Raw genomic sequence first — 19,403 nt, forward strand, 5'->3', positions numbered from 1 at the left:
ATCCACACAGGACCCAATACCATGGAAAAGCACACTCATATGCAAGCCGTCGTCTGCCACGGCCCGAAAGACTATCGCCTGGAACGCATCGGCAAACCCCAGGCGCGCCCCAATGAACTGGTGATTCGCATCGCCGCCTGCGGCATCTGCGCCAGTGACTGCAAGTGCCACTCCGGCGCGGCCATGTTCTGGGGCGGCGACAACCCCTGGGTCAAGGCGCCGGTGGTGCCGGGCCATGAATTTTTTGGCTATGTGGTCGAGGTGGGCGAGGGTGCCGAGGAGCACTTCGAGGTCTCCGTCGGCGACAAGGTGATCGCCGAGCAGATCGTGCCCTGTGGCAAGTGCCGCTTCTGCAAGTCGGGCAAGTACTGGATGTGCGAAGTGCATAACATCTTCGGCTTCCAGCGCGAAGTGGCCGAAGGCGGCATGGCCCAGTACATGCGCATCCCCAAGACCGCCATCGTGCACAAGATTCCCGAGTCGGTGTCCCTGGAGGATTCCGCGCTGGTGGAACCGATGGCCTGCTCGATCCACACCGTGAACCGTGGGGACCTCCAGCTTGATGACGTGGTGGTGATCGCCGGCGCCGGTACCCTGGGCCTGTGCATGGTCCAGGTCGCCGCGTTGAAAACCCCGAAGAAACTGGTGGTGATCGACATGGTCGACGAGCGCCTGGAACTGGCGAAAACATTCGGTGCCGATGTGGTGATCAACCCGTCCCGTGACAACGCCCGCGAGATCATCAACAGCCTGACCGACAACTACGGCTGCGACGTGTACATCGAGACCACCGGCGTCCCGGCCGGCGTGACCCAGGGCCTGGACCTGATCCGCAAGCTCGGGCGGTTTGTCGAGTTCAGCGTGTTTGGTGCCGAGACCAGCGTCGATTGGTCGATCATCGGTGACCGCAAGGAACTGGACGTACGCGGCGCCCACCTGGGGCCGTATTGCTACCCGATCGCCATCGACTTGTTCGAGCGTGGCCTGGTCACCTCCCAAGGCATCGTCACCCACGACTTCCCGCTGGACGATTTTGCCGAAGCCTTCGAATTGGCCAACTCGACCAAGTCGATCAAGGTGCTGTTGAAGCCGGTGGTTTGACATGAACTACGTGATGGGCGTCGACATTGGAACCCAGAGTACCAAGGCGCTGCTGGTGGATGCTCAAGGCACGATCATCGCCCAGCACAGCCAGGGGTATCGCGTGGATACCCCGAAAGTGCGCTGGGCCGAGCAGTGGCCACAGGTGTGGTTGGACGCGGTCGAGGCCTGCGTTGCGCAGTGCATGGCCAAGGCCGGGGTTGCGAAAGAACAGGTCAAGGCCCTGTGTATCAGCAGCCTGTACGGTGGTTCGGGGATTGCGGTGGATGCGCAGATCACGCCGCTGCACCCCTGCCTGATCTGGATGGACCGGCGTGCCGGCGAGCAGGTGGCGTGGGTGCGTGAGCACGTTGATTTGGCGCGTCTGTACGCGGTCACCGGCAATTCGGTAGACAGCTACTACGGCTTCACCAAGATGCTCTGGCTCAAGCAGCACCAGCCCGAAGTGTGGGCTGACACGCGTTACTTGCTGCCGCCCAACAGCTATATCAACTGGTGCCTGACCGGTGAACTGGCGGTGGACCATAGCAGCGCCGGCAACATGGGCGGGGTGTACGACGTGGCGCAGCGGGGCTGGTCGCAGGAGATGCTTGCCGCGCTGGGTATCCCCCTGGCGATGATGCCCGAACGGTTGGTGTATTCCGGCGAAGTGGTCGGCGAACTGCGGGACGCCTGGGCCACGCGATTGGGCTTGGCGGCCGGTATGCCGGTCCTCGCCGGCGGGGTGGATGCGGCCATGGCAACCCTGGCCGCCGGGGTGACACAGCCGGGCAACCACGTGGCGATGATCGGCACCAGCATGTGCTGGGGCTATCTGAACCAGCAGGTGGATGCGCACCACGGCCTGGTGAGTTTTCCCCATGTCTACAACGGCCAACGCGACCTGTACATCTTCGGCGGCGCAATCACCGCCGGGGCGTCGGTCAGCTGGTTTCGCGAGCAGTTCTGCCAGGCCGAGGAGCAACAGGCCCGGGCCACCGGCCAGGACAGCCTGGTATTGCTGGAAGAACGCGCGATGAAGATCCCGGCGGGCAGTGAAGGCTTGCTGTTTTTGCCCTACCTGATGGGCGAACGCAGCCCGGTCTGGGACGACCGCGCCAGTGGCAGTTTTGTCGGGCTCAACCTGTACCACAGCCGCATTCACCTGTACCGCGCGGTCCTGGAAGGAGTGAGTTTCGCCCTGCGCCACAACATCGAGGCCGGCACCCGTGGCGCGCACTCCCTGGACCCGCGCTTGATTGTGGTGGGTGGGGCGAGCCATTCGGATTTGTGGATGCAGATCATCGCGGACGTCACGCGCTACCCGGTGTACACCATCGTCCAGGAAGTGGAAGCGGCCCTCGGCGCGGCGTTGCTGGCGGCGCATACGGTGGGGTTGGTGAGTGATGGGGAGATGGCGAAGGGGTGGGTGCAACTGCAATTGCGGGCGGAGCCGAAGGTGGAAAACGTCGAGGCCTATGACCGCGCGTTCGCCGAGTACCTGAAGCTGTATCCGGCCCTGAAGCCCGTCATGCACGGCCTGCAAGCCCACTGAACATCCGACCACCCCTGTGGCGAGCGGGCTTGCTGTGGTGAGCGGGCTTACTGTGGCGAGCGGGCTTGCCCTAATGCCGTTCAGTTAAGCGGACATCGCCTTCTGTAGGAGCGAGCTTGCTCGCGAAAAACGTCAACGATAACGCGTGTTTCCTGAATGAACGCGGCGTCTGTGAGTTCTTCGCGAGCAAGCTCGCTCCTACAAAAAAACCTTAACTGAACGGCATTAGGGCTTGCCCCGCGTTGGGCTGCGAAGCAGCCCCAGTAAGATCACCGCGTTTTTTCAGACCAAACGCGGTGCGGGATTTGGGGCTGCTGCGCAGCCCAACGCGGGGCAAGCCCGCTCGCCACAAAAATAGCCCGCCTGCCACAAAAAATGCGGTCATCCAGCTGGAGTTTTAATCCTTAACAATCAATAAGTTATTTTGTTTTTTATATGAGGGGGCTTGCCCCCTCCCACAGCGGATCTTCATTGTTTTTGGGAATTTCATTCATGCAAGCCACCTTCGACTTCACCCACCAGCGCATCCTCGTCACCGGCGCCAGCAGCGGTATCGGCCGCGAAATCGCCCTGCAACTCATCAACAGCGGCGCCGAAGTGATTGCCCTTGGCCGCGACGCCCAGGCCCTGTCTCAACTCGGCTGCCAAACCCTGTGCCTGGACATCGCCGACAGCGCCGCCCTGGATACCGCGCTGCAAGACCTGCCGCCCCTGCACGGCCTGGTCAACTGTGCCGGTATTTCACGCCTGGAACCCGCCGCGGCTATCAGCGCCGACGCCTTCGACCAGGTGATGCAGGTCAACGCCCGTGCCGCGGCCCAGGTCGCCAGCCGCGTGGCGGCGAAGATGATCGCGGCGAAGATCGCCGGCAGTATCGTCAATGTGTCCAGCCAGGCGTCGCTGGTGGCGCTGGACGACCACCTCGGCTACTGCGCCTCCAAGGCCGCACTGGATGCGATCACCCGCGTGCAGTGCGCCGAATGGGGCCGCTTCGGTATTCGCGTCAACAGCGTCAACCCCACGGTGACGCTCACGCCAATGGCGACCATGGCCTGGTCCGAGCCGGCCAAGCGCGACCCGGCGCTGGCGGCGATCCCCTTGGGGCGGTTTGCGCAAACCGTGGAAGTGGCGTTGCCGGTGCTGTTCCTGTTGAGCCGCGCGGCCAGCATGATCAGCGGTGTCAGCCTGCCGATCGACGGTGGCTACACCAGCCGCTAGCCGTTCTCCAGCCGGCCGGCGATAACCACCTTGTCCCGTGGCTTGTATGGGTCTTCCAGGCGGTCGAGCAGCAGGCGTACCGCGCTGCTGCCGGCCAGGGAGGCGTCGTGGGCGACGCAGGCGATCGGCACGCCGAAGATATCGGCGAAGGGCAGCCGGTCGATGCCGCAGATGGTCAGGCTGTCATGGGGGATGTTGTGCATGCGCAGCGCGCGCAGGGCACCGAGGGTGATCAATTGGTTGAAGCCCATGATCGCGTCCGGCGCCGAATGTTCGGCAAGGTAGTCGAGGGTGTGCAGGTAGGAGGGCATCAGCGTGTAGTCGCCGGCCTGCACCTCGACCTGCACCTGCGGGTGTTCGGCCAGCACTTCGCGCAGGCCCTTGAGGCGCTCGACGGTGATGCGTGAATGCTCGGGGCCGGTCAGCACCAGCAGGCGCTTGAGGTCAGGGGTCTGGCGCAACAGGTAATGCGCGGCCTGGATGCCGCTGTGGTAGTTGTCGAGCACCACACGGCTGAACGGGCTGTCGTGGATCGTGCGATCGAGCAGCACCACCGGGGTCTTGCCGTTGCCCAGGCGCTCCAGGTAGTCGGGTTGGTAGCTCGGCTCATCGGACACCGGCGACAGGATAATCCCCGCCACGCGGTAGCCGAGCAGGGTGTCCACCGCCTTGCTTTCCAGCTCTGCCAGCTCATCGGTGTCCACCAGCATGATCGTATAGCCGTGCTGTTTGGCCTCGCGGGAAATCGCCTTGATCATCTCGCTGTAGAACGGGTTGTCGACCGACGCCGTGATCACGCCGATGATCAGGCTTTCACTGCGCTTGAGCCCGCGGGCGAAGGCGTTGGGCACGTAGTCCAGCTCCCGCGCCACTTCGAGAATGCGCGCCAGGGTCGCGGGCTTGACCTGGTCGGGTTTGTTCAGCGCCCGAGACACCGTGATGGTCGTCATGTTGACCCGTTTGGCGATGTCGCTGATGGTGACGGACTTTTTCTTGTTCATCGGTAAGGCTGCAAAAGGAAACACCCGCAGGCTAGCATGCACGGCGGTGGTTGGTGACTCAAATCAACGGGTCCCAGCGTTGCGACCAGTCGCTTTCGGCCTTGACCACCTCACGCAGCAACCCCAGCGCCTGCTGCAATACGGCCGAATCCCGCGCTCGCGAGTACACCAGGAATGTCGGGAAGCTGAACTCCGGCGCCTTCGGCACGCGTTGCATCACGCCGCTGTCGAGGTAGCTCTGCACCACCCGCGTGCGGAAGTACCCCGCGCCGCCGTGCTCCAGGATGTACTGCAACGCCAGCGGCCCCAAGTTGAAACTCAAGGCGGCGCGGGCCTTGTCGGGCAGGGCGGCGTCATGCTGCTGGCGAAAACCCGGGCCCCAGTCGATATACACATACGGGTCCGGCTGACTCACCCGTTGCACCAGGATCAGTTTTTCCTCCAGCACCTGCTCCACCTGCAACCCCGGCCAGTATTGCGGCTGGAACACCAGCGCGGCGTCGAGTACGCCCAGCTCCAGCTGGCGCAACAGGTACTCGCCTTCGCGTATTTCGGTGCGTAGGGCATACCCGGGGATGTGTTCGCGCAGGGCCTGGGCCCAGCCGAGCATCAATGGGTTGCACAGGCTGACTTCGCCACCGATATGCAACACGTTGCGGTAGCCATCCGGCAACGGCAGATCGCGCCGCGCGGCTTCCCAGGTTTGCAGCAACTGGTTGGCATACACCACAAACGCCTCGCCATCGGCGGTCAGGCGCGCGCCGGCGCGGTTGCGTACAAACAGCGTACTGCCCAGCTGGCTTTCCAGGTTTTTCACGCGGGCGGTGATGGCGGTCTGGGTGACGTGCAGTTTCTCGGCGGCTGCGGCGAGGCTGCCGCAGCGGGAGATTTCGAGGAAGGTGCGTGCCAGTTCGATGTCCATGAAGCCCCCAGGGATGAATGGGGACCTATTGTAGTGGAATGCGATCAAGAACTGTGGGAGGGGGCTTGCTCTCGATGCAGTGGGCCAGTTGACCGATCGGCTTCTGGCACACCCTCATCGGGAGCAAGCCTCCTCCCACAGTTGGATCTACGCTACTCCGGTGATCGGGGCTGGCAGATGATCGGTAGGGAATGCCTTGGCATATGCCTGGCAAACCCGCAACACCGTCTCATCGGCAAACCGCGCCGCCACCACGTGCAACCCCACCGGCAGGCCATTCGCCGCCAGCCCGCACGGCACCGACGCGGCTGGTTGCTGCGTCAGGTTGAAGGGGTAGGTGAAGGGCGTCCACTGCGTCCATGCCTGCATCCCGGAGCCTGGCGGTACGTCGTGCCCGGCCTCGAACGCGGTGATCGGCATCATCGGCGACACCAGCACATCGTAGTGCTGGTGGAACGCTGCCATCCGTGCCACCAGCGCCGCCCGGGCTTCGAGCGCGGCGTTGAAGTCCTCCAGGCTCAACTGCGCGCCGCGTTGCGCGATACGCAGCAGGCCGGGGTCCAGCAGCTGTTTTTGCGCATCGCTCATCGAGCCGGTCAGGCGGGCGGCGCCAGCCGCCCATAAAGTGCTGAACACCTCCAGCGGGTCACTGAAGCCTGGATCGATCTGCTCGACATGGGCGCCCAATTGCTCCAGGCCTCGAACCGCCTGGGCGACCACGCTGGCCACCTGGGGATCGACGTTCACATAGCCGAACGTGGGGCTGTAGGCCACGCGCAGGCCCTTCAAGTCCATCGCCCCCGCCAACCATGGCGTGGTCCTCGGCGCGCCGATCAGGCCATCCCGCGCATCCGGCTGCGCCACGGTTTGCAGCATCAGTACGCTGTCTTCCACGGTGCGGGTCATCGGCCCCAGGTGGGACAATATCGTCATGGAACTGGCCGGCCACTGCGGCACGTAGCCGAAGGTCGGCTTGATCCCGAACGTCCCGGTAAATGCACAGGGAATGCGGATCGAACCGCCCGCATCGCTGCCCTGGTGCAGCACGCCCAGGTTCAACGCCGCCGCCGCGCCCGCGCCGCCGGAAGACCCGCCCGCCGTGGTGCGCGTGTCCCACGGGTTGCGTGTGATGCCGTACAGCGAGTTGTCGGTGACGCCTTTCCAGCCGAATTCCGGGGTGGTGGTCTTGCCCAGCAGCACCGCGCCGGCCTTGCGCATAAAGGCCGGGAAGGGCGCGTCGACGTCCCACGGTCCCTCGGCGCTAGACGTACGCGAGCCCTTGCGGGTGGGCATGCCGATCGTCAGCGTGAGGTCCTTGATCGACGCCGGTACGCCGTCCAGCGCGCCGCAGGGTTCGCCCTTGAACCAACGTTCTTCCGAAGCCCGCGCCGCATGCAGCGCGCCCTCGGGGTCGACATGGCAGTAGGCGTTCACCACCGGGTTGTAGCGCTCGATGCTTAGCAGCGCGTCTTCGGTCACTTCAACCGGTGACAGGCTCTTATCGCGAAAATGCGCCAGCAGTTGCACCGCCGTCAGTTGGCCCATCTCACTCATGGCTGATCCCCCTGTGCCGCATTGACCATGGCGCGTAGCAACACCGCGCAGCCCGCTGCCAGGTCATCCGGCGCGGCGTTTTCGATTTCGTTGTGGCTGATGCCGCCTTCGCACGGCACGAAAATCATCCCGGCCGGGCCGAGTTCGGCGACAAAGATCGCGTCATGCCCGGCACCGCTGACGATGTCCATATGGCTCAGGCCCAAGGCGCTGGCGGCGTCGCGCACGGCGTTGACGCAGGCCGGGTGGAAGTCCAGGGGTGGGAAGTCGGCGGTGGGGGTCAACTCGTAGCTCAGGCCGTGTGTGGCGGCGGTGGTTTCGATCACGCCACGCACTTCATCGACCATGGCTTGCAGCTTGTCGGCATGCAGGTGGCGCAGGTCGATGGTCATCTGCACCTGGCCGGGAATCACATTACGCGAACCGGGGTGCAGGCTCAGGCAACCGACCGTGCCGCAGGCGTGGGGTTGTTGTTGATGGGCGATGCGGTTGACTGCGCTGACGACCTCGGCGGCGCCTACCAGGGCGTCCTTGCGCAGGTGCATGGGCGTCGGGCCCGCGTGGGCTTCGACGCCGGTGAGGGTCAGGTCGAACCACTTCTGGCCCAGGCAACCCATCACCACGCCAAGGGTAATGGCCTGGTCTTCCAGCACCGGGCCCTGTTCGATATGCGCTTCGAAATACGCACCGACCGGGTGACCCGACACCGCGCGGGCACCGGCATAGCCGATGCGCTGCAACTCGGCGCCCACCGACAGGCCTTGCTCGTCCTGCTTGTCGAGGGTGTCCTGCAAGTCGAACTTACCGGCAAATACCCCGGAGCCCATCATGCACGGCGGAAAGCGCGAGCCTTCTTCGTTGGTCCACACCACCACTTCAATCGGCGCTTGGGTCTCGATCTTCAGGTCATTCAGGGTGCGGATCACTTCAAGGCCCGCCATCACCCCGTAGCAACCATCGAACTTGCCACCGGTGGGCTGGGTGTCGATATGGCTGCCGGTCATCACCGGTGGCAGGGCGGGATTGAGGCCAGGGCGACGCGCGAAAATATTGCCGATGGCGTCGACACTGACGCTGCACCCGGCCGCCTCGCACCATTGCACGAACAGGTCACGGGCCTGGCGATCCAGGTCGGTGAGGGCCAGGCGGCAGACGCCGCCCTTGACGGTGGCGCCGAGCTGGGCCAGGTCCATCAGCGATTGCCACAGGCGGTCGCGGTTGATCAGCGGGGCATTGCTCTGGAGCGGTTGGGCAAAGCTATTCATCTTCGTACTCCGGTCAGGCGCTCAGGGCCAGGTAGCGATTCTTGATTGTCGGGTCGGCGCGGAAGTCTGCAGCGCTGCCTTCGTACACCACGCGGCCTTGTTCGAGCACGTAATGGCGGTCGGCGAGCTTGTCGCAGACCATCAGGTTCTGTTCCACCAGCAGCACCGGCAGGCCGTCGTCCTTGACCTTGCGCAGGATCTTCACCAGCTCGTCGACGATCACCGGGGCCAGGCCTTCGGTGGGCTCGTCGAGGATCAGCAGCTTGGGGTCGTTAAGCAGGGCGCGGGCGATGGCGAGCATCTGTTGCTCGCCGCCGGACAAGGCGTGGCCGGCGTTTTTGCGCCGTTCCTTGAGGCGCGGGAACATGCCGTACACATCTTCCAGCTGCCAGCGGCTGGTCTTGCGCGTGGCGATGCGCAGGTTTTCCTCAACGCTGAGCAGGCGAAAGATCCCGCGGTTTTCCGGCACCAGCGCCAAGCCCTGGCGCGCGATTTCAAAGATCTTCTGCCCCACCAGCGCGTGGCCATTGAAGTGGATCTGGCCCTGGCGCGGGCAAATGATGCCGAGGATGCTGCGCAAGGTGGTGGTCTTGCCGGCGCCGTTGCGGCCCAGCAGGGTCACCAGTTCGCCGGGGTTGACCCTCAGCGACACGCCTTCGAGCACGTGGCTTTTGTCGTAGTAGGAATGGATATTCTCGACGATCAGCATCAGGCAGCCTCCCCCAGGTAAGCGGTGCGTACACGTTCATCGGCGCGCACGAACTCCGGCGTGCCTTCCACCAGGATCTGGCCGTGGCTCATCACGGTGATGCGTTGGCTGATGGACATGACGATGCTCATGTTGTGTTCGATCAACAGCACCGTATGGTCGCGGCCCAGGTCGCTGATCAGTTGGGTCATGATCGGGATATCGTCGATGCCCATGCCCGACGTGGGTTCGTCGAGCATCAACAGTTTGGGTTTGGAGCAGATCGACATACCCACTTCCAGCACCCGTTGCTGGCCGTGGGACAACTCGCCGGCCAAGGTCTCGGCGCGCGCGGTGAGTTGCAGGCGTTCGAGCACCTGGTCGGCCATCTCCCGGTGTTCGCGCTGGTTGTCGACGTGGCGCCAGAAGTTCAAGGCGCGCGCACCGTCGCGGCCTTGGGCGGCCAGGCGCAGGTTTTCGCGCACGCTGAGGTTCTGGAACAGGCTGGTGAGCTGGAACGAGCGCGCCATGCCCAGGCCGACACGGGCGTGGGCCGGTTTGCGCATCAGGGGGTGGCCGTCGAAGTGGATGGCCCCGGCGGTGGCCTGGCGTTCGCCGGTCAGGCAGTGGAACAGGCTGGTCTTGCCCGCGCCATTGGGGCCGATGATGGTATGGATGGTGCCGGCTTCGACCTTGAGGTTGACGCCGTTGACCGCATGGAACGCGCCGTAGGCCAGCTCCAGGTCCTTGGTTTCCAACAGGATGCTCATAGCCCTTGCTCCTTGGCGACGATGGCCGCTTTGCGACGGCCGCGCACTTTCTCGAACAGCGACGCCAGGCCGCCCCACAACCCCCCGCGCATGAAGATCACCACCAGGATCAGGATCACCCCCAGCAGCATCAGCCAGCGCGGCCACAGGTCGGAAAGGAAGTCCCCCAGCAGCACGATGGAGCCGGCACCCAGCAATGAACCGAACAGCGAGCCGGTACCGCCGACGATGGTCATGATCAGGATGTTCTCGGACATCGCCAGGTCGATGTTCGACAGCGGCACAAAGTGCAGCAACATGGCGTACAGCGCCCCGGCAATCCCGGTGACCGCGCCGGACAGCACGAACACCAGGATCTTGAAGTGGCGGGTGTCGTAGCCGATGGCCGAGGCACGGGTTTCGTTTTCGCGGATCGCCATCAGCGTGCTGCCGAACGGTGAGGCGATCACTCGGCGCGCGCCGATAAAGATCAGCAGGAACAGCACCGCGACGAAGGCGTAGAACGCTCGCGCGTCAGCCAATGACAGCAGCACGGTGTCACCGATACGGATCTCCGGGCGCGGCACGCTGAGCAGGCCGTTGTCGCCGCCGGTCCAGTCGCTCAAGGTGTAGGCAACGAAGTAGGCCATCTGGCTGAAGGCCAACGTCAGCATCACGAAGTAGATCCCGGTGCGCCGGATCGCCAGGGCGCCCACCAGCAACGCGAGGAAACCACCGGCGATGGCAGCCCCCAGCAGGGCGACGAACAGGCCCAGGTGCAAGTGGATCATCAGCAGCGCCGCGCAATAGGCGCCGGCCCCGAAGAAGATGCCTTGGCCAAACGACAACAGGCCGGTGTAGCCGAGCAACAGGTTGCAGGCCAGGGCTGCCATGGCAAAGATCAGGATCTCGGTGGCCAGGGTCGCCGAAGGTAGGATCAGCGGCAGGCCGATCAACACCGCCAGCACCCACAGCAGCATGGCGCGTGACTGGGTCTTGGCAAACGGCAGGGGGTTTTTCTCGCTCATGTCAGGCTCTCCCGAACAGGCCGTAGGGGCGCACCAGAATCACCGCGGCCATGGCGCCGTAGATCATCAGGCTCGCACCCTGGGGCCAGAGTGTGGTCATCAGGCTTTGCACCACGCCCACCAGCAAACCGCCCACCAGCGCACCGCTGAAGGAACCCATGCCGCCGATGACCACCACCACAAAGGCGATCCCGAGAATTTCCGGCCCGACAAAGGGTTGGGCACCGCGCAACGGTGCGAACAGGACGCCCGCCATGCCCGCCAGGCCTACGCCGAGGGCAAAGGTCATGGAGAACAGCCGGAAGATATTGGTGCCCAGCAGCGACACGGTTTCGGTGCTCTCGCTGCCGGCGCGCACCAGGGCGCCAAAGCGCGTGCGTTCCAGCAGCAGCCACAGGCCCAGGCCGACCAGCCCGGAAAACAGGATGAGGAACAGGCGGTAGTAGGGGTAGACGAAATCACCCACCACCAGCACCCCGCGCAGCAGTTCCGGCACGGCCACGCTCTTGCCCACCGGGCCCCAGATCATCACGCTGGCCTCCTGGATGATCAGCGCAATCCCTAGGGTCACCAGGATCTGGAACATGTGCGGCAGGTGATAAATCCGCTGGATCAATAATCGCTCGATCACCCACGCCAGCGCGGCCACCACCAGCGGCGCGAGCAGCAGCGCCAGCCAGAAGTTGCCGGTGAGGCTCACGGCGGTGTAGCAGATGTACGCGCCCAGCAGGAAGAACGCGCCGTGGGCGAAGTTGACGAAGTTGAGCAAGCCGAAAATGATCGTCAGCCCGACCGCGATCAGGAAGTAGATCATCCCCAGGCCAAGGCCATTGAGTATCTGGAACAGGTAAAGATTAAGCATGCACAAACCCTCTAACAGGTGGCCGCGCGAGCGGCCCTGCCGTGTACAACCGGTGATGTTTTAGCGGATCAGGCGAGCGTGCAGCCCGTGGCGTCCACCGGCGGGAACGACTGGCCGGCGTTGAGTACCTTGGCCAGGTCATCCTTGTCGGCCATCTCGCCAGCGGCCTTGCCAACCAGCAGGTAGTAATCCTTGATCACCTGGTGGTCGCCGGCGCGGATCGACTCTTTGCCGGTCGGGCCTTCGAAACTCAGGCCCTGCATGGCCTTGGCCACGGTCGGCCCGTCGAAGCTGCCGGTGGAAACAATGGTGTCGAGCATGACCTTGGTGCTGATGTAGTCGGCGGCCAGCGGGTAGGTGGGGTTGATGCCGTACTTGGCCTGGGTCAGCTTGACCAGTTCGCGGTTGAGCGGGGTATCGACCTGGTGCCAGTACTGCGCGCCGAGGTACACGCCTTCCAGCACGTCGCTGCCCAGCTCCTGGAACTGGTCGAGGCCGGCGGACCACACCAGCAGGATTTTCATGCGTTCCTTGATGCCGAAGTTCACCGCCTGGCGCAGGGTGTTGGACGACTGGCTGCCGAAGTTGAGCAGCACCAGCACGTCGGGCTTGGTCGAGATGGCGTTGGTCAGGTAGCCGGAGAATTCCTGCTCCTGCAACGAGTGATAGCTGTTGCCGACATGTTCCAGGCCGTGCTCCTTGAGCACGTTTTTGGCGCCTTCGAGCAACGCTTCACCGAACACGTACTGTGGGGTGATGGTGTACCAGCGCTTGGCGTCCGGCAGCAACTTGATCAACGGCACCAGGGTTTCGCGGATCGCGCCGTAGGTGGGCACCGACCAGCGGAACGTGGCGGCGTTGCAGTCCTTGCCGGTGACCTCATCGGCGCCCACCGGTGTCATGAACACGCCGCCGGCCTTGTCGACTTCCTTGGCCACCGCCAGGGCCGACGATGACAGCGTGCAGCCCTGGAAGAACCGCGCGCCGTCCTGCTGGATGGCTTCCTGGACCTTGCGCACGGCCTTGCCGGCGTTGCCTTCGGTATCGATGACTTTGTAGTTCAGCGGGCGGCCGAGGATTTCGCGATGTTGTTCCACCGCCAGGCGCGAACCCATGTCGGCAAATTTGCCATAGCTGGCAAAGGCGCCAGACATGGACTTGAGGCCGTAAAAGGTAAAGGGCTCGGCGGCAAATGCCGAACGCACACTCAGCGGGAGGCTGAGGGCGGCGGCTGCGGTGAGGCTGGCTTTCAATAACGTACGACGCTGCATGGGGTGACTCCCTGGTTTAGTTATTGGCAGGAGTAGCAATGGCGATACGGTGGAGCAGGGCCTGTGGGCAGGCCTGTTATTGGATGAAACGATGTGTGGTTGAAATGCAGCCCACATGTGGGAGGTGGCTTGCCTCCGATAGCGGTGTGTCAGTCGACATTAATGTTGAATGTGCTGGCGTCATCGGGGGCAAGCCCCCTCCCACATGGGGTCTGTGGTGTTCTTTAAGAGTGATCGAACTCCAGTAGAAAATGCGGGCTGACCTGGCCTTCGAGGGCGGTCATATGGTGTTCGGCGTCGCACATGTGTTCATGCATCAGGCTGCGCACCGCGCCTTCGTCGCCGGCACGAAAAGCGCTCAGCAGCTGCTTGTGATAGTCGAGGTTGGCCGCGTCGAACTGTTTGCGTTTGGGCTTGTAGGCTTTTTTCAGCACCACCAGGTCGCGCAGCAGGTCGTTGAGAAACTGCGCCATGAAGCTCAGCAACGGGTTAGGGCAGGCCTTGGCCAGCAGGTTATGGAACTCCAGTTCCGCCAGGCGCTGTTCGCGCTGGCCGGCTTCGCTGTCTTCCGGAGCGCTGCAAAAATCCACGTTGTCCTGCAGGGCCTGGTAATCGGCTTCACTCAGGCGCCCGAGTACCGACACTGCCAGTTCCACCTCGATCACCTTGCGCAGTTGATACACCTGCTCGCCATCCAGGTGCTGGAAGTGCAGGTAATTGCGCAAGGCGCGGCTGGCCGGTTCAGTGCCGGCCTGGTTCAGATACGCCCCGCCACTGGGGCCGGTGCGCGTACTCACCAGGCCCTCGACCTCCAGCGCCTTGAGCGCTTCACGGGCCGAGCCCTTGGAGCATTGGAAGCTTTCCATCAGCTCGCGCTCGGTGGGCAGGCGGTCGCCGGGCTTCAGCGCATCGGTGACGATGGAGCGCTTGACCGACTCGACAATCACATCGGACAGCTTCTGGCGTTTGCGGCGTAGCGGGCGAGTCAGCATGGGGTCGATTTATCGTATTAATGCGGATAAATAGCACTTAATAACGATTGGGCCGGGGCGTCAACGCGAGGTGTCGTTTCTGGTGCGAAGGGGTCGCAAATGGGTGCGGGGAAGCTCACTGCAAGGTGGCATCGGTGCACACCGTCGAACGGGGTGGCTTGGTGCCGTGCATCAGGTAGTCCCCGACCCAGCGGTTCACGCAGGCACTGACTCCGCTGAACGAAACCCCGTGGACATAGGCGTCCTTGAGCTGCACGCGACTGGCCGGGAAGGTGCGTTCAAAGGCCCAGGCGGCACCGGTGGACGGGGCATGGTCGTCGAATTCGGCTTGCACCATCAGCAGGCTGTCGAGCTGTGCCAGTGCCTTGTGCGGCAGCGGGGCGGCGGTTTTGCGTGGCCAGGTCGTGCATTGGCGAGCTTCGAGGGCACTGCCGGCGACGGGGTGTTTGGCGAGGGATTCGGACTCTTTCTGCTGCCACTGTTCTTCGCTGGAGTAGACCGAGTCATTGCACAGGATGGCGGTTTTTACCGAGTCGGCAGCCGACATGCGCAGCGGCCCCGGCTTCGGCACGTTGGCCTGCAACGGTTCACGCACGCGCTGCAGCAGCAGGCTGAACATTGCCTTGGCCCGCTGTTCGATCTCGGCGTCAGGGCTGAATAGATACGCGCGTGCCCGAGCCTCCAGCGTCAGGTCATCGCTGTCGGGGGCTTCCCGCAGCCAGCGGCTGAGCACGTGGGCCCCCATCAAACCGGCGGGGTCGCTGTAGTAGCGGTTGTTGGAGCGCAGGGCCGTGCGCACACTGGGCAGCAGTTCCATGAAGACCCTGCGCACCGCCACCGGTGAATCGCCCAATTGGTAGAGCCCTGGGTAAAGGGCGGCGGGGGTGGCGACGAAGCGATCGAAGATCTTTTCCTTTTCGCTGGCCACGATAAAACTGGCGTGCTCGAAGGTGGACGTCCAGTTCAGGTTCGAGTCGAGCACCATGCGCCCGACATGGGCCGGGAACAGGCCGCCGTACCAGGCGCCGAGCCAGGTGCCGTAGGCGTTACCCAGGTAGTTGAAGCGCAGTTCGCCCAGTTGCTTGCGTACAAACTCCAGGTCGCGGGCCGTCTGCTCGGTGGTGATGTAGGGCGTCAGCGGATGGCTGGCGCAGGCTTGGGCTATCAACCGTGCGTTGTGGCGCACAGCGGCCAGGTTGGCCTCGCTGCGGTCTTCGCTGATGTCCCCTTGCGGCACGATCTTGCGCTCGGACTGACACTCCAGGCGCGACCCTGGCAGGCTGCCCAGGCCCCGAGGGGTGACTTCGACCACGTCATAGGTGTCGGCCAGCTCGCGGTAGGTATCGCCCCAGTCGGGTTGCCGGGCGTAATGCTTCCACACCGTCGCCAGGTGCACGGCGAAGGCGCCGCCCGCATCGAGCCCCGGCCCGCCAGGGTTGGCAAACAGGGCGCCCTGGCGAGACAGCGGTTGCTTGGCGCCGACGCGCGTGATGTCAAAACTGATGCTGCCGCGCTCAGGGGCGGCGTGGTCGAGGGGCGCGGTGACGATGCCGCATTGGGTGCGTTCGATGACCTCCGGGTCCAGGCGCTCAAGCGCGGGCTGCGGGCAGTCGAGAAACCATTCGATACCGAAGGCGGAGGGCTGCGCCTGGGTGTGGCCGACGGAGGGTATGAGGGTGGCCATCAGGACCAGGCAACGGAAGGTGATGGCGCTGGCAGTGGTCAGGGATTTCATCTGCGGTCCTGGTCAGTCGGGAGGGTGACTTTTTTACCAAGGACCGCACGCTTAAAAATGTAGGAGGAAAAAACAGCCCGTGTATGAAATGCGAATTTTGTTTATCGGATGTCGGAGTGCCAGCCGCCCCCCAACGCTTTGTACAGCGCAATACTGGCCTGCAGGCGTGACAGCCGCAGTTGTACGTCCAGGTCCTGGGCCGTGTACAGGGTGCGCTGGGTTTCCAGCACCGTGAGCAGGTCTTCGGCGCCCGCCTGGTAACGGCTTTCGGCGATCTGGAAGGCGGTCTGCGCCTGTTGCAGCTCTTCGCGTTGCCATTGGCGTTGCTGGTCCAGGCGCGTGATGCTGCTGAGGGTTTTTTCCACATCGGCAAAGCCGTTGATGATTGCGCCGCGATAGGTTTGCAGCAGTTCATCCTGGCGCGCGCGGGCCTTGTCGCGTTCAGCCCTTAAACGGCCGTGGTTGAAAATCGGCCCGACCAGCCCGGCGGTCAGCGTGTAGTACGGGCTGCGCAGCATATCCGCGGCCTTGTAGGCGTCGGAGCCGAGCGTAGCGCCAAGGGTCACCTTGGGCAGCAAGGCCGCGCGGGCGACGGCCACATTGGCTTGCGCGGCGGCCAATTCGGCCTCGGCCTTGGCCAGGTCGGGGCGACGGCTCAGCAATTGGCTGGGCACACCCGCACCGATACTCGGCCAGGTCAGCGTCGCGAAAGACTCTGTGCCCAGGTCCAGGGCTTGCACGGGTTGGCCAAGCAGGGTCGCGAGGGTGATGCGCGACTCTTCGGCGACTTGCTGGATCAGCGGCAGTTGCCGTTGCTGGCTGGCGACCAGGCTTTTCTGTTGCGCCAGCTCCAGGGCGGTGGCAGAGCCGGCGTCGTAGCGAGTCTGCACCAGGGCCAGCACGTTGCGCGCATTGGCCAGGTTCAGCTCGGCGATCTGCTCGCGTTGGCGGGCGGCGAGGGTCTGGGCATAACGGTCGGCGACGTTGCCGAGCAGGGTCAATTCCACTGTGGCCTGGTCCGACTCGCTCGCGCGCAGGCTGTACAGCGCGCTGTCCCGGGCGGCGGCGCGGCCTCCCCAGAAGTCCACTTCATAACTGGCGGTGAAATTGGCGCCGAAGTTCTCCACGGTATCGTCGCTTTGCGAGGCATCCAGGTCCGGCCCACCCTGGCCGCGCAACAATTTCTGGCGGCTGGTGGTGAGGTTCAGATTCACCTCGGGCAGCAGCGGCGCACCGGCAATCACCGCCGTCGCCTGGGCCTGGCGCACCCGTGCCATGGCGGCGGCGACGTCGAAACTGTCACGCCGGGCCTGGTCGATCAGGCGGTTGAGTTGCGGGCTGCCAAACTGGGTCCACCAGCGTTGGTCGATGGCCTGGGCGGCGTTTCGCTCGGCGTATTGCCAGGCAGCCGGTGCTGCGATACCGCTGTCCACGGCGGGCGCAGGGCCGGTGCAGGCGTTGAGCAGCAGGCACAGGCTGATGACTGACACGTGCGGCAGGGGGGAGGGTTTATTCACTGGTCAATGCCTTAACCGGATCGAGCCGGGCAGCTTTACGGGCCGGCATAAAGCCGAAGACGACGCCGGTGACCAGCGCACAGCCAAACGCGCCGAGCACCGCCACCAGGGAAAACTGCACCGCGACCTGGGCCAGCAGCAACAGGCCGCCCACCAGCAGCGCCAGGGCGATACCGCACAAGCCGCCGACCACCGAGAGCATCACCGCTTCGGTGAGGAACTGACGCAGGATGTCGCGCTGGCGTGCGCCGGTGGCCATGCGGATGCCGATTTCGCGGGTGCGCTCGCGCACCGTCATCAACATGATGTTCATCACGCCGATGCCGCCCACCAACAGGGAAATCGCCGCAATCGAACCGAGCATCAGCGACAGGGTGTTCTGGGTGTGGGCTTCGGCCTGGATCATCGCGGCGTTGTTGGTCAGTTCATAATCGCGCTTGCCGTTGTGCAGTTTCTGCATCAATTGGTCGATGGCCACTTCGGCGTCATGCACCTTGCGCGCATCGGCGGCGGCAATCACCACGTATTCGGGGTTGTAGCTGCCGAACAGGCGCACGCTGGCGGCGCTATAGGGAATCGCGATGCGGTCGTCACTGTCCTTGTTTCCGGAGGTGGCGCCTTTTTCCGCCAGCACGCCGACCACCTGGAATGGCACGTTTTCGATCAGGATGTACTGCCCGATTGGATTGACCTGGCCCTTGAACAGCTTTTCGCGGATGCGATGGCCGATCACCGCCACGGTGGCGGCGGCCTGTTCGTCGGCGGCGGTGAAGTAGCTGCCCTCGACCACGGGCCAGTTGAAGATCTCCGGGAAATTGGTGTCGTTGCCGCCCACATAAGCCATGTAGTCGACGTTGCCGTAACGCACCCCGGCCTCGGTGCCGTTGACCGGCATGATGCGCTTGACCTGGGGCAGGCTGGCCAGGGCCGCGACGTCGTTGAGGGTCACGATCCCCAGTGGTGTGCGTGGGTTGGGTGACGAGCCGCTCAGATACAGAATGTTGGAACCGAACGCGCCCATCTGCGCCATGACCTGGCGCTTGCTGCCTTCGCCGACCGCCAGCATCACCACCACCGAGGCCACGCCGATGATGATCCCGAGCAACGTCAGCGCGGTGCGGAAGCGGTTGATCCACATCACCCGCCATGCGGCTTGTACCGCGTCCAACAGTTCAGCCTTCCACGCGCCGTTGTGTTCGGCACCGTCGATCAAGCGTTGGCGCAGGTCCACGGCTTGCAATGCGTCGCGGCTGGCGGTGGCCGCGACGTAATGTTCATCGGCGGCAGAGTCGCTGATGATCAGGCCGTCGCGAATCTCGATGATGCGGTTGGCGCGCGCGGCCACTTCGCGATCGTGGGTGATCAGGATCACCACGTGGCCCTGGCTCGCCAGTTCGTCGAGCAGGGCCATGACCTCGGCGCCGCTGTGGCTGTCGAGGGCGCCGGTGGGTTCGTCGGCGAGGATGATATGCCCGCCGTTCATCAGTGCGCGGGCAATCGAGACGCGCTGTTGCTGGCCGCCGGACAGCTGGTGCGGACGGTTGCCGGTGCGCTCGGCCAGGCCCAGGCGCGTGAGCAGGGCGTTAGCGCGGGCGTGGCGTTCGGCGGCGCTGAGGCCGGCATAGATCGCCGGCATCTCGACGTTTTCCTGGGCCGTGCCCGACGGGATCAGGTGGTAGCCCTGGAACACAAAGCCGAACGCCTCGCGACGCAGCCAGGCCAGTTCGTCGTTGCCCAGGTGCGCGACGTTTTCCCCGGCGAACAGGTAGTCGCCTGTGCTGGGGCGGTCGAGGCAGCCGAGGATATTCATCAGCGTGGACTTGCCGGAACCGGAGGCGCCGACGATGGCGACGAACTCCCCGGCATGGATCGACAGGTCGATCCCGCGCAGCACGTCGACCTGCGGGCTATCGCCGCCGCCGTAGGATTTGCGGATGTGCTTGAGTTCGATCAGGGGCGTGGTCAC

At 64.2% G+C, this 19,403-nt stretch carries 16 protein-coding genes; 3 read left to right on the forward strand and 13 right to left on the reverse strand.

Translation table 11 applies throughout. The annotated features are described in order from the left end of the window. Positions 1-21 precede the first annotated feature (21 nt). From P2T68_RS13325 to P2T68_RS13335, 3 genes are all read left to right on the forward strand, one after another. A complete protein-coding gene (locus tag P2T68_RS13325; RefSeq protein ID WP_069076627.1) occupies positions 22-1,101 on the forward strand; it encodes an alcohol dehydrogenase catalytic domain-containing protein in 1,080 nt (359 codons plus the stop codon). Position 1,102: 1 nt separating this feature from the next. Beyond that, on the forward strand, positions 1,103-2,635 hold the full coding sequence (locus P2T68_RS13330) for an FGGY-family carbohydrate kinase (RefSeq protein WP_277379463.1): 1,533 nt from the start codon (positions 1,103-1,105) through the stop codon (positions 2,633-2,635). 492 nt (positions 2,636-3,127) lie between these two features. Further along, positions 3,128-3,853 (forward strand): SDR family oxidoreductase, encoded by a 726-nt coding sequence (locus P2T68_RS13335; RefSeq protein WP_069076587.1) that lies wholly within the window; start codon positions 3,128-3,130, stop codon positions 3,851-3,853. On the opposite strand, the gene P2T68_RS13340 is transcribed toward P2T68_RS13335, so the two are convergent. From P2T68_RS13340 to P2T68_RS13400, 13 genes are all read right to left on the reverse strand, one after another. Next, the gene (locus tag P2T68_RS13340; RefSeq protein WP_024076366.1) at positions 3,850-4,854 is read right to left on the reverse strand and encodes a LacI family DNA-binding transcriptional regulator; all 1,005 of its coding nucleotides are present in this window, start codon (positions 4,852-4,854) and stop codon (positions 3,850-3,852) included. The genes P2T68_RS13335 and P2T68_RS13340 overlap by 4 nt on opposite strands. 58 nt (positions 4,855-4,912) lie before the next feature. Continuing rightward, the gene (locus tag P2T68_RS13345; protein WP_024076365.1) at positions 4,913-5,776 is read right to left on the reverse strand and encodes a LysR family transcriptional regulator; all 864 of its coding nucleotides are present in this window, start codon (positions 5,774-5,776) and stop codon (positions 4,913-4,915) included. Positions 5,777-5,923: 147 nt separating this feature from the next. Beyond that, positions 5,924-7,330, reverse strand: a complete 1,407-nt coding sequence (locus P2T68_RS13350; protein WP_277379464.1) for an amidase — start codon at positions 7,328-7,330, stop codon at positions 5,924-5,926. Continuing rightward, the gene (locus P2T68_RS13355) at positions 7,327-8,595 is read right to left on the reverse strand and encodes a Zn-dependent hydrolase (protein WP_102625211.1); all 1,269 of its coding nucleotides are present in this window, start codon (positions 8,593-8,595) and stop codon (positions 7,327-7,329) included. Before P2T68_RS13355 ends, P2T68_RS13350 begins: the two co-directional genes overlap by 4 nt. A 13-nt stretch (positions 8,596-8,608) precedes the next feature. Beyond that, on the reverse strand, positions 8,609-9,304 hold the full coding sequence (locus tag P2T68_RS13360; protein ID WP_102625212.1) for an ABC transporter ATP-binding protein: 696 nt from the start codon (positions 9,302-9,304) through the stop codon (positions 8,609-8,611). Beyond that, positions 9,304-10,053 carry an ABC transporter ATP-binding protein gene (locus P2T68_RS13365; RefSeq protein ID WP_024076361.1) on the reverse strand — a complete coding sequence of 250 codons (750 nt, stop codon included), beginning with the start codon at positions 10,051-10,053 and terminating at the stop codon, positions 9,304-9,306. Before P2T68_RS13365 ends, P2T68_RS13360 begins: the two co-directional genes overlap by 1 nt. After that, positions 10,050-11,060 (reverse strand): branched-chain amino acid ABC transporter permease, encoded by a 1,011-nt coding sequence (locus P2T68_RS13370; RefSeq protein ID WP_024076360.1) that lies wholly within the window; start codon positions 11,058-11,060, stop codon positions 10,050-10,052. Before P2T68_RS13370 ends, P2T68_RS13365 begins: the two co-directional genes overlap by 4 nt. Before the next feature lies 1 nt (position 11,061). Next, on the reverse strand, positions 11,062-11,922 hold the full coding sequence (locus tag P2T68_RS13375; RefSeq protein ID WP_024076359.1) for a branched-chain amino acid ABC transporter permease: 861 nt from the start codon (positions 11,920-11,922) through the stop codon (positions 11,062-11,064). A gap of 68 nt (positions 11,923-11,990) precedes the next feature. Continuing rightward, positions 11,991-13,193 carry an ABC transporter substrate-binding protein gene (locus P2T68_RS13380; RefSeq protein WP_277379466.1) on the reverse strand — a complete coding sequence of 401 codons (1,203 nt, stop codon included), beginning with the start codon at positions 13,191-13,193 and terminating at the stop codon, positions 11,991-11,993. Positions 13,194-13,417: 224 nt separating this feature from the next. Then, positions 13,418-14,185 carry an FCD domain-containing protein gene (locus tag P2T68_RS13385; protein WP_024076357.1) on the reverse strand — a complete coding sequence of 256 codons (768 nt, stop codon included), beginning with the start codon at positions 14,183-14,185 and terminating at the stop codon, positions 13,418-13,420. Positions 14,186-14,300: 115 nt separating this feature from the next. Continuing rightward, entirely contained in the window at positions 14,301-15,920 is a 1,620-nt protein-coding gene (locus P2T68_RS13390) for an alpha/beta fold hydrolase (protein WP_081329230.1), read from the reverse strand. A gap of 101 nt (positions 15,921-16,021) precedes the next feature. Beyond that, a complete protein-coding gene (locus P2T68_RS13395; protein WP_102625216.1) occupies positions 16,022-17,437 on the reverse strand; it encodes an efflux transporter outer membrane subunit in 1,416 nt (471 codons plus the stop codon). Further along, entirely contained in the window at positions 17,430-19,403 is a 1,974-nt protein-coding gene (locus P2T68_RS13400) for a MacB family efflux pump subunit (RefSeq protein ID WP_277379467.1), read from the reverse strand. The genes P2T68_RS13395 and P2T68_RS13400 overlap by 8 nt, the downstream gene beginning before the upstream one ends.

This window comes from Pseudomonas sp. G11, assembly GCF_029457515.1.
In the GTDB taxonomy this organism is placed as follows: Bacteria; Pseudomonadota; Gammaproteobacteria; order Pseudomonadales; family Pseudomonadaceae; genus Aquipseudomonas; species Aquipseudomonas gorinensis.